The organism is Pseudomonas sp. ACM7 (assembly GCF_004136015.1).
GTDB classification, from domain to species: Bacteria; Pseudomonadota; Gammaproteobacteria; order Pseudomonadales; family Pseudomonadaceae; genus Aquipseudomonas; species Aquipseudomonas frigoris.
Genome location: NZ_CP024866.1, coordinates 4,903,470 through 4,919,673, shown reverse-complemented (window position 1 = coordinate 4,919,673; position 16,204 = coordinate 4,903,470). Strand labels below are relative to the sequence as shown.

At 59.4% G+C, this 16,204-nt stretch carries 12 protein-coding genes; 4 read left to right on the top strand and 8 right to left on the bottom strand.

What is annotated here, in order from left to right:
* Positions 1-87: 87 nt before the first annotated feature.
* The 3 genes from fadA to CUN63_RS23335 form a co-directional block, all read right to left on the bottom strand.
* Positions 88-1,263, bottom strand: coding sequence for an acetyl-CoA C-acyltransferase FadA (fadA, locus tag CUN63_RS23345; RefSeq protein ID WP_008007076.1), 1,176 nt, complete (start codon positions 1,261-1,263; stop codon positions 88-90).
* A gap of 29 nt (positions 1,264-1,292) precedes the next feature.
* The gene (fadB, locus tag CUN63_RS23340) at positions 1,293-3,440 is read right to left on the bottom strand and encodes a fatty acid oxidation complex subunit alpha FadB (protein ID WP_129442906.1); all 2,148 of its coding nucleotides are present in this window, start codon (positions 3,438-3,440) and stop codon (positions 1,293-1,295) included.
* A 540-nt stretch (positions 3,441-3,980) separates the two neighbouring features.
* Entirely contained in the window at positions 3,981-4,418 is a 438-nt protein-coding gene (locus CUN63_RS23335; RefSeq protein WP_129442904.1) for a hypothetical protein, read from the bottom strand.
* A gap of 104 nt (positions 4,419-4,522) precedes the next feature.
* Here CUN63_RS23335 and CUN63_RS23330 point away from each other — a divergent pair, with 104 nt between their 5' ends.
* Positions 4,523-4,960: a universal stress protein gene (locus CUN63_RS23330; protein ID WP_008151425.1), complete on the top strand. Its 438-nt coding sequence runs from the start codon at positions 4,523-4,525 to the stop codon at positions 4,958-4,960.
* 193 nt (positions 4,961-5,153) lie between these two features.
* Here the strand turns inward: CUN63_RS23330 and CUN63_RS23325 are convergent, their stop codons facing one another.
* Positions 5,154-7,073 (bottom strand): ATP-binding cassette domain-containing protein, encoded by a 1,920-nt coding sequence (locus CUN63_RS23325; protein ID WP_129442902.1) that lies wholly within the window; start codon positions 7,071-7,073, stop codon positions 5,154-5,156.
* Between the two features lie 213 nt (positions 7,074-7,286).
* Here CUN63_RS23325 and CUN63_RS23320 point away from each other — a divergent pair, with 213 nt between their 5' ends.
* Positions 7,287-9,215 (top strand): transglycosylase SLT domain-containing protein, encoded by a 1,929-nt coding sequence (locus tag CUN63_RS23320; RefSeq protein WP_129442900.1) that lies wholly within the window; start codon positions 7,287-7,289, stop codon positions 9,213-9,215.
* A 149-nt stretch (positions 9,216-9,364) separates the two neighbouring features.
* On the opposite strand, the gene CUN63_RS23315 is transcribed toward CUN63_RS23320, so the two are convergent.
* Complete coding sequence (locus tag CUN63_RS23315; RefSeq protein WP_165353273.1) at positions 9,365-11,152, bottom strand: ABC transporter transmembrane domain-containing protein; 1,788 nt, start codon at positions 11,150-11,152, stop codon at positions 9,365-9,367.
* Positions 11,153-11,412: 260 nt separating this feature from the next.
* On the opposite strand from CUN63_RS23315, the gene CUN63_RS23310 reads away from it, so the two are divergent.
* Positions 11,413-11,592 (top strand): PA1571 family protein, encoded by a 180-nt coding sequence (locus CUN63_RS23310; RefSeq protein WP_129442898.1) that lies wholly within the window; start codon positions 11,413-11,415, stop codon positions 11,590-11,592.
* Between the two features lie 201 nt (positions 11,593-11,793).
* Here the strand turns inward: CUN63_RS23310 and pdxB are convergent, their stop codons facing one another.
* A complete protein-coding gene (gene pdxB / locus CUN63_RS23305; protein ID WP_129442896.1) occupies positions 11,794-12,936 on the bottom strand; it encodes a 4-phosphoerythronate dehydrogenase PdxB in 1,143 nt (380 codons plus the stop codon).
* A gap of 285 nt (positions 12,937-13,221) precedes the next feature.
* Between pdxB and CUN63_RS23300 the strand changes: the two genes are divergently transcribed.
* The gene (locus tag CUN63_RS23300; protein WP_129442894.1) at positions 13,222-14,631 is read left to right on the top strand and encodes an MATE family efflux transporter; all 1,410 of its coding nucleotides are present in this window, start codon (positions 13,222-13,224) and stop codon (positions 14,629-14,631) included.
* On the opposite strand, the gene tusA is transcribed toward CUN63_RS23300, so the two are convergent.
* Both tusA and rlmM read right to left on the bottom strand, forming a co-directional pair.
* A complete protein-coding gene (gene tusA / locus CUN63_RS23295) occupies positions 14,628-14,879 on the bottom strand; it encodes a sulfurtransferase TusA (RefSeq protein ID WP_007907805.1) in 252 nt (83 codons plus the stop codon). The genes CUN63_RS23300 and tusA overlap by 4 nt on opposite strands.
* A gap of 177 nt (positions 14,880-15,056) precedes the next feature.
* Complete coding sequence (gene rlmM, locus CUN63_RS23290) at positions 15,057-16,130, bottom strand: 23S rRNA (cytidine(2498)-2'-O)-methyltransferase RlmM (protein ID WP_129442892.1); 1,074 nt, start codon at positions 16,128-16,130, stop codon at positions 15,057-15,059.
* Between the last annotated feature and the right edge of the window lie 74 nt (positions 16,131-16,204).

Sequence of the window (16,204 nt, the reverse complement as noted above, 5' to 3'; positions counted from 1 at the left end):
CTCAAATCTTTTAAAAATAAAAACAAAAAATAAATTCAGAAAAACAAAAACCGGGGCACTTGGCCCCGGCTTCCGTCAACGGAACGCTTAAACGCGTTCGAAGACGGTGGAGATGCCTTGGCCGAGACCAATGCACATGGTGGCTACCCCGAAGGTGCCGCCATTTTGCTTCATCACGTTCAACAGAGTGCCGGAGATACGCGCACCGGAGCAACCAAATGGGTGACCCAGGGCAATCGCGCCGCCGTGCAGGTTAACCTTCTCGTTCATCTTGTCGAGTACTTTCAAATCTTTCAGCACTGGCAGGGCCTGTGCGGCGAAAGCTTCGTTGAGCTCGAAGAAGTCGATATCGTTAATGCCAAGACCCGCGCGCTTCAGTGCTTTTTGTGTGGCCGGTACTGGACCATAGCCCATGATTGCCGGGTCTACACCTGCCACCGCCATCGAACGTATCACCGCCATAGGCTGAATGCCCAGGTCCTGTGCACGCTGCGCCGACATCACGATCATGCACGAAGCACCATCGGTGATTTGCGACGAAGTACCGGCTGTCACGGTGCCGCCCTTAGGGTTGAACGCTGGCTTCAGAGCCGCCAGGCTTTCCAGGGTAGTTTCCGGACGAATGGTTTCGTCGTAGTCGAACAGTTTCAGGAAACCGTTCTCGTCGTAGCCCTGCATCGGGATGATTTCGTCTTTGAACTTGCCTTCCAGTGTCGCCTTGTGAGCGAGCTGGTGGGAGCGCACGCCGAAAGCGTCCTGTTGTTCGCGAGTAATGCCGTGCATTTTACCCAGCATTTCAGCGGTCAAGCCCATCATGCCCGAGGCTTTCGCCGCGTACAGCGACATGTGCGGGTTCGGATCGACACCGTGCATCATGCTCACGTGACCCATATGCTCGACGCCGCCAACCACGAACACGTCACCGTTGCCGGTCATGATCGCTTGCGCAGCAGTGTGCAGAGCGCTCATCGACGAACCACACAGACGGCTGACGGTCTGGCCGGCAGCGGTGTGCGGGATTTGAGTCATCAGGGACGCCATGCGGGCGATGTTCCAGCCCTGCTCCAGGGTCTGGTTCACACAGCCCCAGATCACGTCTTCGACTTCGCTCGGATCAACCTTGACGTTGCGTTCCAGCAGTTTACTGATCAGGTGCGCCGACATGTCTTCAGCGCGGGTATTGCGGTGCATGCCGCCCTTGGAGCGACCCATCGGAGTACGACCGAAGTCGACAATCACGACGTCTCTAGGATTCAAGCTCATATATTCACTCTCACTCTAGTTGGGGGCGCTTAACCGAAGAACCGCTGGCCGGTTTTGGCCATTTCACGCAGTTTTGCGGTCGGGTGGTACAGCGCGCCCAAATCAGCGTACTGGTCAGCCAGGGCAACGAACTCTGCAACACCGATCGAATCGATGTAGCGCAGCGCACCGCCACGGAATGGAGGGAAACCAATACCGTAGACCAGACCCATGTCGGCTTCGGCAGCGGTTTCGACAATGCCGTCTTCCAGGCAACGAACGGTTTCCAGGCACAGCGGGATCATCATCCAGTTGATGATGTCTTCGTCGGTGACTTCACGCTGTTCGAAGACGATCGGCTTGAGCACTTCCAGTACCGACGGATCGGCGACTTTCTTCTGCTTGCCGCGCTTGTCGGTCTCGTAGGCATAGAAGCCCTTGCCGTTCTTCTGGCCCAGGCGCTTGGCTTCGTACAGCACGTCGATGGCCGAACGACGGTCGTCTTTCATGCGGTCCGGGAAGCCTTCAGCCATCACGTCACGACCGTGGTGACCGGTGTCGATGCCGACCACGTCCATCAGGTATGCCGGGCCCATTGGCCAGCCGAATTTTTCCATGACCTTGTCGATACGGACGAAGTCCACACCGGCGCTGACCAGCTTGGCGAAACCGCCGAAGTACGGGAACAACACGCGGTTGACCAGGAAGCCCGGGCAGTCGTTGACGACGATCGGGTTCTTGCCCATTTTCTTGGCGTAGGCAACGGTGGTGGCAACCGCCAGCTCGCTGGACTTCTCGCCACGGATCACTTCAACCAACGGCATCATGTGCACCGGGTTGAAGAAGTGCATGCCGACGAAGTTTTCCGGACGCTTGAGGGCTTTGGCCAGCAAGGTAATGGAAATGGTCGAGGTGTTGGACGCGAGGATGGTGTCCTCTTTGACCTTGCCTTCCACTTCAGCCAGAACGGCTTGCTTGACCTTAGGGTTCTCGACGACCGCTTCAACCACCAGATCAACGTGACCGAAATCACCGTAGGACAAGGTAGGGCGAATGCCGTTAAGCACTTCAGCCATTTTCGCCGGGGTCATGCGACCTTTATCAACGCGGCCCACCAGCAATTTGGCGGCTTCGGCCAGACCTTGCTCGATGCCGTGCTCGTTGATGTCCTTCATCAGGATCGGCGTACCTTTGGAGGCCGACTGATAAGCGATACCGCCACCCATGATGCCAGCGCCCAATACGGCAGCCTGCTTCACGTCTTTGGCGATTTCGTCGTAGGCCTTGGCCTTTTTCTTCAGTTCCTGATCGTTCAGGAACAGACCGATCAAGCTCTGCGCGGCAGAGGTCTTGGCCAGTTTGACGAAACCGTTGGCTTCGACTTCCAGCGCCTTGTCGCGACCGAAGTTCGCGGCTTTCTGGATAGTTTTGATCGCTTCGACCGGTGCCGGGTAGTTCGGGCCCGCTTGACCGGCCACGAAACCCTTGGCGGTTTCGAACGACATCATTTGTTCGATGGCGTTGAGCTTGAGCTTTTCGAGCTTCGGCTGACGCTTGGCCTTGTAGTCGAATTCGCCGGAGATGGCGCGTTTGATCAGCTCCAGGGCCGCTTCCTGCAGCTTCTCGGGAGCAACCACTGCGTCGACTGCGCCAACTTTCAGCGCGTCGTCAGGACGGTTTTCCTTGCCGGCGGCAATCCATTCGATGGCGTTGTCGGCACCGATGATGCGCGGCAGACGCACGGTACCGCCGAAGCCCGGGTAGATGCCCAGCTTGACTTCCGGCAGACCGATCTTGGCCTTGGTGGACATGACGCGGTAGTCCGCCGCCAGGCACATTTCCAGACCGCCACCCAAGGCGATGCCGTTGATCGCGGCGACAGTCGGGACGTTGAGGTCTTCGAAATCGCTGAAAATCTTGTTGGCTTCCAGGTTGCCAGCAACAAGCTCTGCATCAGGCAGCTTGAAGTTCTCGACAAATTCGGTGATGTCGGCGCCGACGATGAACACGTCCTTGCCACTGCTGACGATCACACCCTTGATCGAAGCATCTGCCTTGATGGTGTCTACAGCCTGACGCAGTTCGTTCAGGGTTAGACGGTTGAACTTGTTGACGGACTCACCCTTGAGGTCGAATTTCAATTCGACGATGCCACTTTCAAGAGCCTTAACCGTGATGGCTTTACCTTCGTAAATCATCAACTGATCTCCACGATATGGAAGCTGAACAGTACACGTCGGACGCAGGCGAATGGCTCGGCAGGGACGCTTATCGTCAATGCTACGCCCATCCACCCGGCACACCCGCCAACGCGATAGTCGGGATTCTGTAGGAGCGGTCTGTAATACAAACGCTCAATTCATACGCCCGTTTGATTTGGGTACGTCACCTTCACGGAATTTCCGACAATTGTCAATCGCCCAAAATACGGGTTGAAATGCGACTTTCCGGTCATTTCCGTAACACGAAGACCTGCAACACGCGGCTGCATGTGAGGCCATTCATAGGATCAATAGTTAGAAAAGTCGCCCTAATTCGCTGCAGCCTTTGTTTAACAAGCTACGCTGGCGGGACCTTGAGGAAAAAACATGAACGCTTTTGGCGAATGCCCGGCGTAAGATCAGCGCCACACCGAATTACCGGCCTGCCTGGCCAACCCCAGCCCGATGATGATGTCGGGCTTTTTATTGCCTGTCTGCCAGACGTTTCGCGCCATTGCGGCGCGAAATTTCCGCGATTTATGCCAGCGCTTTCAGCACCGCATCAATATCCTGCAAAACCGTCGCTTCGCCCTTCTCGCCCCAATACAACGTGATCATCTGCTTGTCTGCTTCGACCTTGTAAACGTTGTCTGGCAACTTTTCGAAATGCATCAGCAACGCAGGCTCCTCGCAGATCTCCTGCCACTGGTTGACCCATACACCCGGCGCTTTTTGCCAGTAACTCCAGCACGCCGGCCGATTGCCACGCCGCGGTCGATGGTACTGGGCGCAAGGGCTCGGCGGCTCCTGGCTCAGCCAGTGCGGCCAGTCCTGAGGCGCCAGTTGCATCGCCAATCCGATGCGTCGCGCCTCCATGCGCAGGGCCATGCGGCCGCTCTGGTGGCGCGACGGCCGCAACCATGCCAGCGGACTCAGCACCACCAACATGATTGACACCACTATCCAGACCGTCATATCTGTACTCCCGATTCTTGATGAGCGCATTGAGTCACTTTGAAAACAATGCGCTTGAAACCAGCCATACTTACCAATATTGCAACCCTCAGGAGGAGCACCTCATGCCCTACAACCACATTCTGGTCGCTGTAGATCTAACCGAAGAGTGCGATCCTGTAATCCACCGCGCTCGCGAGCTGTCGGTGAGCAACGGGGCAAAATTGTCCTTGGTGCACATTGTCGAGCCAATGGCCATGGCCTTTGGCGGCGACGTCCCCATGGACCTGTCACAACTGCAACAACAGCAGTTCGATCAGGCCAAGGAACGCCTGGACCGACTGATCGTGAAGTATCCGGAACTCTCCAAAGAATACAGCCACCTGACCTACGGCCAGCCACGCCAGGAGATCCACCACCTGGCCAAGGAACAAACCTGCGACCTGATCGTGGTGGGCAGCCATGGCCGACACGGCCTGGCATTGTTGCTCGGTTCTACCGCCAACGACGTGCTGCACGGTGCGCCTTGCGATGTGCTTGCTGTGCGCCTGATCAAAAGCTGAAACGCATATCCCCTGTGGGAGCGGGCTTGCTCGCGAAAGCGGTGTAACAGTCAGCATATTTGTTGAATGTTAAGCAGCTTTCGCGAGCAAGCCCGCTCCCACATTGGATCTACGCCAGCTCTGTAGATCGCATCCCATACCAAAAGCCCGGCGCTCATCACTGAACGCCGGGCTTTTTTTATAGCAGGATCAATCAGGCATCCAGCTCGGCCCAGCGCTCGACCATTACGTCGTGCTCAGCCTGCAACTGCTCCAACTGAGCGATCACTGCAGCGGTCTCGGCAGCAGGACGCTGATAGAAACCGGCATCGGCCATTTGCGCCTCAACGGTAGCGATCTGCTGCTCCATGGCTTCGATCTGACCCGGCAACATTTCCAGCTCACGCTGCAACTTGTAGCTGAGTTTCTTCTTCGCCACCGGCGCTTCGACTACAGCAGCGACTGGCGCAGCTTCGGCCGTCACGACAGCGGAGGTCAGGTCGGCTTTGCCGGACTTGCTCTCGGTCACGCCCAGCAGGCGCGGCGAGCCGCCCTGACGGAGCCAGTCCTGATAACCACCGACGTATTCGCGAACCTTGCCTTCACCTTCGAAGACCAGGGTGCTGGTGACCACGTTGTCGAGGAATGCCCGGTCGTGGCTGACCATCAGCACGGTGCCGTTGAAGGTCAGCAAGACCTCTTCCAGCAACTCAAGGGTTTCGACGTCGAGGTCGTTGGTCGGTTCGTCGAGGACCAGCAGATTCGCTGGCTTGCTGAACAGTTTCGCCAGCAACAGACGCGCACGTTCACCACCTGACAGCGCCTTCACCGGCGTGCGGGCACGCTGCGGGCTGAACAGGAAGTCGCCGAGGTAGCTCAGCACGTGGCGGCTCTGCCCATCGATATCGATGAAGTCGCGACCTTCTGCGACGTTGTCGATTACGGTCTTTTCCAGGTCCAGCTGATGGCGCAACTGGTCGAAGTAGGCCACGTCGATGCGCGTCCCCTCTTCCACTGTGCCGCTGGTTGGTTGCAGACCGCTGAGCATCAGTTTCAGCAAGGTCGTCTTGCCGGTACCGTTGGCGCCCAGCAGACCGATACGGTCGCCGCGCTGCAGGACCATCGAGAAGTCCTTGATCAGGAACGGGCCGCCCGGGTGAGCGAAGCTCACATTATCGAGGACCATTACCTGCTTGCCAGATTTGTCAGCGGTATCCAGCTGGATGTTGGCCTTGCCGGTGCGTTCACGACGCTCGCTACGCTCGTTGCGCAGGGCTTTGAGGGCGCGGACGCGGCCTTCGTTACGGGTCCGACGAGCCTTGATGCCCTGGCGGATCCAGACTTCTTCCTGGGCCAGTTTTTTGTCGAACAGCGCGTTGGCGGTGTCTTCAGCGGCCAGCGAGGCTTCTTTGTGCACGAGGAAACTGGCGTAGTCGCCGTTCCAGTCGATCAGGCCACCGCGATCCAGTTCGAGAATGCGGGTCGCAAGGTTCTGCAGGAATGAACGGTCGTGCGTGATGAACAGCACGGCGCCCTGGAAATCCTTCAGCGCTTCTTCGAGCCAGGCAATTGCACCGATGTCCAGGTGGTTGGTCGGTTCGTCGAGCAGCAGCAGATCGGGTTCGGAAACCAGAGCCTGAGCCAGCAGGACGCGACGACGCCAGCCGCCGGACAATTCGGCGAGGGTCTTGTCGGCCGGCAACTGCAGACGGCTCAACGTGCTGTCGACCAATTGCTGCAAACGCCAGCCGTCACGGGCTTCGAGGTCGTGCTGGACGTGCATCAGTTTGTCCAGGTCGGCGTCGGTGACGATGTTCTGGCTGAGGTGGTGATACTGCGCGAGCAGCTCGCCGACACCGTCCAGGCCTTCGGCCACCACGTCGAACACGGTCCGCTCGTCGGCTACCGGCAATTCTTGCGGCAATTCGCCAATTTTGAGGCCGGGTGCGCGCCAAACGGAGCCCTCATCAGGCTTTTGGTCGCCCTTGACGAGCTTCATCATGCTGGACTTGCCAGTGCCATTGCGGCCGATGATGCACACCCGCTCACCACGGGCGATCTGCCAGGACACCTTGTCCAACAACGGCATAGCGCCGAAAGCAAGGGACACATCGCTGAATTTGAGCAGGGTCATGAGCTTCTCCAAAAACCGGGCGCGCATTCTACCTGACTTGAGGCTTCAGAAGGCCGGCAATTTCACCTTCGCGACACTCTGCATGACAAATGTTGCGAACTGATGCTGACAGGCCGGCAAAGCTTTCGCCCGCTGCTGGCAAAAGGCTAAGCTACAGACAATTCAGTGCGGGCCATGCCCGCACTTGTCATGATTTCTCTGCCCGGACGTCTCATGCGCAGTCGCCTTTTCAGTCTTTTATCCTGTTTTCTTCTTTCTGCCACTGCCGTTCAAACCGCCCAGGCGGTGGACCTGTCCACCCAGCGCCAGTATTACGATGAAGCCAAGCGTGCCCTCGCCAAGGGGGATACCGGTCCTTATTTCCGTTACAGCCAGGCCCTCAGCGATTACCCGCTGGAGCCGTACCTGGCGTATGACGAACTGACCGCTCGCCTTAAAACCGCGAGCAATGCCGAAATCGAGAAATTCCTCGCCGAGCACGGCGACCTGCCCCAGGCCAACTGGATGAAGTTGCGCTGGCTGCGTTGGCTGGCCGAACGCGGTGACTGGGCGACCTTCGTCAAGTACTACGACCCCAAGCTCAATTTCACCGAACTGGACTGCCTAAACGCGCAGTATCAGATCGGGCATAACCAGAAAGCCGAAGGTTACGCCAACGCCAATAAACTCTGGCTGACCGGCAAATCCCAGCCCGCCGCGTGCGATGCGCTGTTCGGGCAATGGGCTGCCGAAGGCCAGTTGAACGAGCAAAAACGCTGGGAGCGCACCAAGCTTGCCGCCCAGGCGCGCAACTATCCGCTGGCCAACAGCCTGGTCAACGGCCTGACCACCCTCGCCCCTCGTGGTCGTTTGCTGATTGATGTGGCGCAGAAACCCGAACTGCTCAACCAGCCTTCACGCTTCACCCCGGCCGATGAACCGATGTCTGACATCGTCAGCCTCGGCCTGCGCCGCTTGGCCAAGCAAGACCCGGACAAGGCCATGGAGTTGCTCGACGGTTACGCCAGCAGCATGCACTTCTCCCGTGATGAGAAAGTGGCCATCGCCCGTGAAATCGGCTTGACCCTCGCCCGCCGCTTCGACCCTCGCGCGCTGGACGTGATGACCAAGTACGACCCGGAACTGCGTGACAACACGGTTTCCGAATGGCGCTTGCGTCTGTTGCTGCGCCTGGCCCGCTGGGACGACGCCTATCAGCTGACTCGCCGCTTGCCGCAGGATCTGGCGACCACCAACCGCTGGCGCTACTGGCAGGCCCGCAGCCTGGAACTGGCGCAGCCGCAGAACCCGGAAGCGCAAGCGCTCTACAAGAACCTGGCTCGTGAGCGAGATTTCTATGGCTTCCTCGCCGCTGATCGTTCGCAATCACCTTATTCGCTGGTCAACAAGCCCTTGGTATTGAGCCAGGCGCTGATCAACAAGGTCCGCAATACCCCTGGCGTGCGTCGGGCGCTTGAGTTTCACGCTCGCGGACAGATCGTCGATGGTCGCCGCGAGTGGTACCACGTCAGCCGCCACTTCAGCCGCGACGAAATGGTCGCCCAGGCGAAACTGGCCTACGACCTGAAATGGTATTTCCCGGCGATCCGCACCATCAGTCAGGCGCAGTACTGGGACGACCTGGACATCCGCTTCCCGATGGCCCACCGCGAAACCCTGGTGCGCGAAGCCAAGGTTCGTGGCTTGCATTCGAGCTGGGTGTTCGCCATCACCCGCCAGGAAAGTGCTTTCATGGACGACGCCCGTTCCGGCGTCGGCGCCAGCGGCCTGATGCAACTGATGCCCGGCACCGCCAAGGAAACTGCGCGCAAATTCAGCATTCCACTGGCCTCGCCGCAGCAAGTGCTGGATCCGGACAAAAACATCCAGCTCGGTGCCGCTTACCTGAGCCAGGTCCACAGCCAGTTCAACGGCAACCGCGTCCTCGCTTCCGCCGCCTACAACGCAGGCCCCGGCCGAGTGCGTCAGTGGCTGCGCGGGGCGGACCACCTGAGCTTCGACGTGTGGGTGGAAAGCATCCCGTTCGACGAAACCCGCCAGTACGTGCAAAACGTGCTGTCGTACTCGGTGATCTACGGCCAGAAGCTCAACTCACCGCAACCGCTGGTGGATTGGCATGAGCGCTACTTTGACGATCAATAACCGCTAATCCCGCTAATCCCGGTTATGTAGGAGCTGGTGGAGCCTGCGATCTTTTGATCTTGCTTTGAGGCCATAAACAAATGCCCGCATCGATTGATGCGGGCATTTTTATTAGAACAAGATCAAAAGATCGCAGGCTCCGCCAGCTCCTACGGGTGTACACCGAGCTCAGTCTTGCCATCACTGAACTGCAACGCCGCCAACCGCGCATACAGCGCGTTGCTCGCGATCAATTCCTGATGCGTCCCCACCGCTACCAGTTTCCCTTGGTCCATCACCGCGATCCGGTCAGCGTTTTTCACCGTGGCCAGCCGGTGGGCGATGACCAGCGTGGTGCGGTTTTTCATCAGGCTCGGCAAGGCTTGCTGGATCAGGTGTTCACTCTGGGCGTCAAGGGCGCTGGTGGCTTCGTCCAGTAGCAGAATCGGCGCGTCCACCAGCAATGCTCGGGCGATGGCCAGGCGTTGGCGTTGGCCACCGGACAAACCGAGGCCACCGTCGCCAAGGTGGGTCTGGTAGCCGTTGGGCATTTGTTCGATGAAGTCGTGGGCGTAAGCGATTTTCGCCGCTTCCTGAACCTGGGCCAGGGTTGCCGTCGGGTTGCCGTAGCGGATGTTCTCTTCGATGCTGCCAAAGAACAGCGCCGGGGATTGCGAGACCAGGGCGAAGCAGCGGCGCAGGTCCAACGGATCGAGTTGAGTCAGCGGCACGCCATCGAGCAAGATGCGTCCTTCGGCCGGGTCGTAAAAGCGCAGCAGCAAGTCATACACGGTCGACTTACCGGCACCAGAGGGCCCGACCAACGCGAGGGTTTCACCGGCATTGATCGTCAGATTCAAACCATCGACCGCATAGCTTTCGGGACGCGACGGGTAGGAAAAGCGCACGTCTTGCAGCACCAGGTCACCCTTCACCCGTTCAGGCAAGGTCACCAGGCCAGTAGTCGGTGACTGGATAATGTTTTCTGAGCGCAGCAACTCGGCAATCCGCTCGGCGGCGCCGGCGGCACGCTGCAGTTCGCCAATCACTTCGCTCAACGTGCCGAATGCGCTGCCGACGATCAGGCTGTAAAACACAAACGCCGCCAGCTCGCCCGCGGAAATCCGCCCGGCGATGACATCCATTCCGCCAACCCAGAGCATCACCCCGACGGCGCCAAGCACCAGTACGATCACCAGAGTTATCAGCCAGGCTCGCTGGAAGATCCGCTTGCGAGCGGTGTTGAAGGCCTCCTCCACCGTGGCGGCAAAGCGCTGCTCATCCTGGACCTGATGGTTGTAGGCCTGCACGGTTTTGATCTGGCCCAGGGTTTCGGAAACATAGCTGCCGATATCGGCAATCCGGTCCTGGCTCAGGCGCGACAGGCTGCGCACCCGACGGCCGAAGATCAGGATCGGCGCGATAACCAACGGCAACGCGACCACCACGATGCTGGTGAGCTTGGGGTTGGTGATGAACAGCAGGACGATCCCGCCGATCACCATCAACAGATTGCGCAAAAACAGCGACAGCGAAGAGCCGATCACCGATTGCAGCAGCGTAGTGTCAGCGGTTAACCGCGACTGGATCTCGGAGCTGCGGTTGTCTTCGTAGAATCCTGGGTGCAGATAAATCAGATGATTGAACACCTGACGACGGATGTCCGCGACAACGCGTTCGCCGATCCATGAGACCAGGTAAAAACGCGCGAAGGTGCCAATCGCCAGCCCGACCACCAGTAACATAAACAGGCCGATGGACTGGTTGAGCAACTGCGGCGACTGGGTCATGAAGCCCTGATCCACCAGCAGGCGAATCCCCTGCCCCATGGACAAGGTGATGCCCGCCGTGACGATCAATGCGAGCAAGGCACCGACGGCCGGCCAGCGATAAGGCGCGATGAAACGCAGGGCCAGGCGCATGGCGCGCCGTTGACGGGAAGAGAGGATGGAGATCATTCGATGGCGCAACCAGTAGGGTTTGACGCGATCAAGCCTACACCGGTCGATGGGCTTGAACGCTGTAAATCATAATGAGTCAGGTTAATTATGACCGCAAAGCCTAGCCCCTAGACGGTATTGGTCTAAAGTCCGGGTGGCAACACCGCGGTATTTCTGGTGGACTGATGTCGCCGCCCTGGGAAGATCGCAGGGAGCTGTCACAGTCCGGTCACCTGGCGGTTCTACAGTAAGCACACAACCTGATGAGGAGACAGGCCATGTCCTTGCAAAACAGCAGCGATGACAAGATTGAAGTGATCCGCACACAGCCAGACCAGTCTCTGGGTTGCTCAATTATCGATAAGGACGGGCGCGAAGTACCGATCACTGAAGGCATGATCCAGGACGCTTGTCGCGAACTGGAAAAGCGATTGGTCAAGCCTGCCGAACAAAAGTGATATAGCCACCGTCTTCTTGACCCGGCCCCTGGTGGCCGGGTTTTTTATGGCTGCTAATCCAGAATGGAGGTGCGGCCATTCGCGAGCAAGCCCGCTCCCACATGGATCTCCAGTGAACACAGATCTTGTGTACGACAGAGATCAAATGTGGGAGCGGCGGTGCGACGATTCGACTTGCTCGCGAAAGGGCCGACGCGGTCTCTAGACAGTCGTTGCGCCCAACGCCGCCACGATCCTCTGCAACGCAGGCGAATCCCCGTCAATCCGCACCGACAAACCATCAATCTCACGCCGCAGCGGATAATGCTTACGCAGTGAATCGAACGCTGCACGCTGTTCATTCACGTTGCCTACAAGGCTGCGACGGAAATCCGCATCATCACGGCGCGGGTCGTACACGCCACGGCACAACATGGCCAGCGACCAGGCCGGATCGCTGTTAGCGTTCAAGGTCACTTGCGACAACCAGGGTGCGGGCAGCAAATCGCTCAAGCTGATCCGGGCCGCCTGCCCGAGAAAATCGCAATACGCCTGATAAATCTGCGCGGTGCCACGCTGTCTGCCGTCGAGGCTGTAACCGGCAATGTGCGGCGTCGCCAGCACGCAGAGTTCAGCCAGTGCCACATCGACCTCGGGCTCACCTTCCCAGACATCCAGCACCGCTTGCAGGTCTTCACGTTGCAGCAGCACCTGGCGCAGGGCGGCGTTATCCACCACCGGGCCACGACTGGCATTGATCAGCCAGGTGCCGGACTTGAGCTGGTTCAAGCGGTTTTTATCTAACAGATGCCAGGTCGACTGGGCGCCGTGTTTCTTCAACGGCGTGTGCAGGCTGATGACATCGCACTGCTCGATGATCTGTTCGAGACTGACGTAATCGCCACCTTCAGCGGCCTGTCTTGGCGGATCGCAGACCAGTACGTTCCAGCCCAGACCTTGCAAAACTTTGACCAAGCGACCGCCCACTTCACCAGCACCGACGACGCCATAGGTGCGTTGAGTCAGGTCGGCGCCTTCGATTTCGGCCAGGGTCAGCAGACTGCCGAGCACGTAGTCGACCACGCCCCGGGCGTTGCAGCCGGGTGCGCTGGACCAGGTGATGCCGGCCCGTTGAAAGTAATCCAGATCCAGGTGATCCGTGCCAATGGTGCAGGTGCCGACAAAGCGTACCTTGCTGCCTTCGAGCAACGCGCGGTTAACGTTGGTCACCGAGCGCACCAGCAGCACATCGGCCTGTTCGACGGTGGCGCGGTCAATGGAACGTCCCGGCACCCGGCGGATTTCACCGAAACCTTCGAAGAAGGCATCGAGCAGCGGGATATTCTCGTCGGCAACAATCAGCATGGCAGGCTCCTTTGGCGGATCGGCAGTGTAGGCGGAGATGACACGTCACGCCTAGCACGCATCCCCTGTAGGAGCTGTCGAGTGAAACGAGGCTGCGATCTTTTGACTTTGTTTTTTAAAGACAAGATCAAAAGATCGCAGCCTCGTTTCACTCGACAGCGCCTACAAGGGACCGTGCGTGGAGGGAAAAGGATTACAAATCCCTAACACAGGACTTTTCCTGACCACTGCGTCAGGGCGTAGAATGCGCCGCCTTGCGCATCAACATCTTTGGACGTTTCGCCCTTGAATTCCGTGACTGACCGCCTCGCCGCTACTTCCCTCACCCGCCCGGCCCGGGTTCGCCTGGAGCTGAAAAACCTGCTCGGCCTGGCCTTGCCGATTATGATCGCGCAACTGGCGACCACTGCCATGGGCTTCGTCGATGCGGTGATGGCGGGTCGGGTCGGCCCAAGGGATCTGGCGGCCGTGGCGCTGGGTAACTCGATCTGGGTGCCGGTGTTTCTGTTGATGACCGGCACGCTGCTGGCTACCACCCCGAAAGTCGCGCAGCGTTTCGGCGCCGGCAGCCACAGCGAGATTGGCCCGATCGTGCGCCAGGCACTTTGGCTGGCATTGGTGGTGGGCTTGATGGCGACCGGCATGTTGTTCAGCGCCGAACCGATTCTGCACATCATGAAGGTCGATCCCGAATTGATCGGCCCGTGCATGCAGTACCTGCATGGCATCGCCAGCGGTTTGCCCGCCGTCGCGTTCTACCATGTGCTGCGCTGCTTCAGTGACGGCCTGGGGCGTACGCATCCGGCCATGGTGTTGGGTCTGTGCGGGCTGGCGCTGAACATTCCGCTGAACTACGTCTTCATCTATGGCCACTTCGGTGTGCCGGCCATGGGCGGTGTCGGTTGCGGCTGGGCCACGGCGATCGTGATGTGGGTGATGGCCCTGGGCATGGCCGGGTGGGAGCGCTGGGCACCGGCGTATCAGTCGAGTGAGTTGTTCAGCCGTTTCGACTGGCCGCAGTGGTCGGTGATCAAACGCCTGCTGGGCATCGGCCTGCCGATCGGCATCGCGGTGTTCGCCGAGTCGAGCATCTTCGCTGTCATTGCGCTGCTGATCGGCAGCCTCGGCGCGACGGTCGTGGCCGGGCACCAGATCGCGCTGAACTTCAGCTCGCTGGTGTTCATGATTCCCTACTCCCTCGGCATGGCCGTGACCGTGCGGGTCGGCCAGGCGCTCGGCCGCCAGGAGCCGCGCGAGGCCCGCTTCGCCGCCGGTGTGGGCATGGGCACGGCGCTGGCTTATGCGTGCATTTCCGCGAGCATGATGCTGTTGCTGCGTGAACACATCGCAACCATCTACACGGCCGACCCGACGGTGACTCAGGTCGCGGCGATGCTGATTGTGTATTCGGCGCTGTTCCAGTTTTCCGATGCGATCCAGGTCACCGCAGCCGGCGCGTTGCGCGGCTATCAGGACACTCGGGTGACGATGATCCTGACGCTGTTCGCTTACTGGGGGATTGGTTTGCCGGTGGGTTACGCACTGGGCCTGACCGACTGGTTCGGCACGCCGAGCGGCCCGAGCGGGCTGTGGCAGGGTTTGATCGTGGGCTTGAGTTGCGCGGCGCTGATGCTGTCGATCCGCCTGACGCGCAGTGCACGCAAGCGGATTCGCATCAGTCATTCGGCGGGTTAAGCGAGTTTCTTGCGGATCCAGTAGAGGTAGGTGCCTGCCTCTTCGTGCTGCGCCACCAGTTCGTGGTCGAGAAACACGCAGAACTTGGGAATGTCGCGACGGGTCGACGGGTCGGTGGCGATCACCTTCAGCAGGCCGCCGGGCACCAGGTCACGGATATGCTGGTGCAGCATCATCACCGGTTCCGGGCAGTTGAGGCCAGTGGCGTCGAGGGTGCCGTCAACCGGCGTATCAATCATTTCACTCATGATTCACTCCTGAAACTTGCCGGCATTGTCGCGCATTGCCGGGTGGTCGGTCATCTGTGTCGTACACCGGACCTGTGGGAGCGGGCTTGCTCGCGAAGGCGGGCTGACATTCAACATTGATGTCGACTGACCCACCGTATTCGCGAGCAAGCCCGCTCCCACAAGGGTCCGGGTGTATCAGCGGGACTTGGGTTTCTTTACGTCGAGTCGACGCAAATGGCAGGTCACTTCTTCACGGTCGTGGTACAGCTGCTTGCAGCCGATCTCGACCCGAATGCCGCGTTCCTTGAACCCGTCGGCGATGCGTTCCAGCAAACGTTTCACTTCGGCGTAACGCTGTTTCATCGGCAGTTTGAGGTTGACCACCGCTTCGCGGCAATGCCCCTCGCCAATCCATTCTTCCAGCATCGCGGCGTTGCGCGCCGGTTTCTCGACGATGTCGCAGACCATCCAGTCCACCGGTTGCTTGGGCTTGAAGGTGAAACCGTCAGCCATCAAGTGTTGCACCAGCCCCGTGTCCATCAGGCTTTCGGCCATCGGGCCGTTGTCGATCGCGGTCACCAGCATGCCGCGGTTGACCAGTTGCCAGGTCCAGCCGCCGGGTGCGGCGCCGAGGTCGACGCCGGTCATGTCGCTGTGCAGGCGCTCATCCCATTGATCGCGCGGGATGAAGTGGTGCCAGGCCTCTTCCAGCTTCAGGGTCGAACGGCTCGGCGCTTCACGCGGAAACTTCAGGCGCGGAATGCCCATCGGCCACATCGCCGAGTTGTTCGACTCGGCCAGGCCCATGAACACTTCGCGGCCACTTTTGAAGGTCAGCAGCAGACGCGGCTTGTGGGCATCTTCAACCAGTTTGCCAGCGGCCATCAGCGCCTTGCGCAGGTGGCCTTCGAATTTCTTGCAGAAGTTCGACAGTTCCTTGCCATCGTTGGTGTCGACCATTTCCAGCCACAGGCTGCCGCACAGCGGGAAGTCCGCCATGTGCGCGAGGATCACGCTGATGCGGTCGGTTTCCGGCAGATCGATGAAGATCCCGCGAGCCCACTGGCGCGGGAAGATCAGATCGGCGAAACGCTGGCCACGCATCAGGCGCTCGGCACCGTCTTCCTCGGTGCAGATAAATTCGGCACAGGCGCTGGCAGTCTTGGCCTTGGCATAACCGGCCACGTTCAGCCGCGCGGCGTGTTCGGAAATCTCGGAACAGACTTCGCTTTCGAAGCCCGGCCGGCAATGCATAAAGAGGGTGTTCATTCTTACTCCTGGGCAGATGGCGAGAAATTCAACCACTGCGCGATGCCCAGACTTGCGTTGAAGCAAAGCCTGTC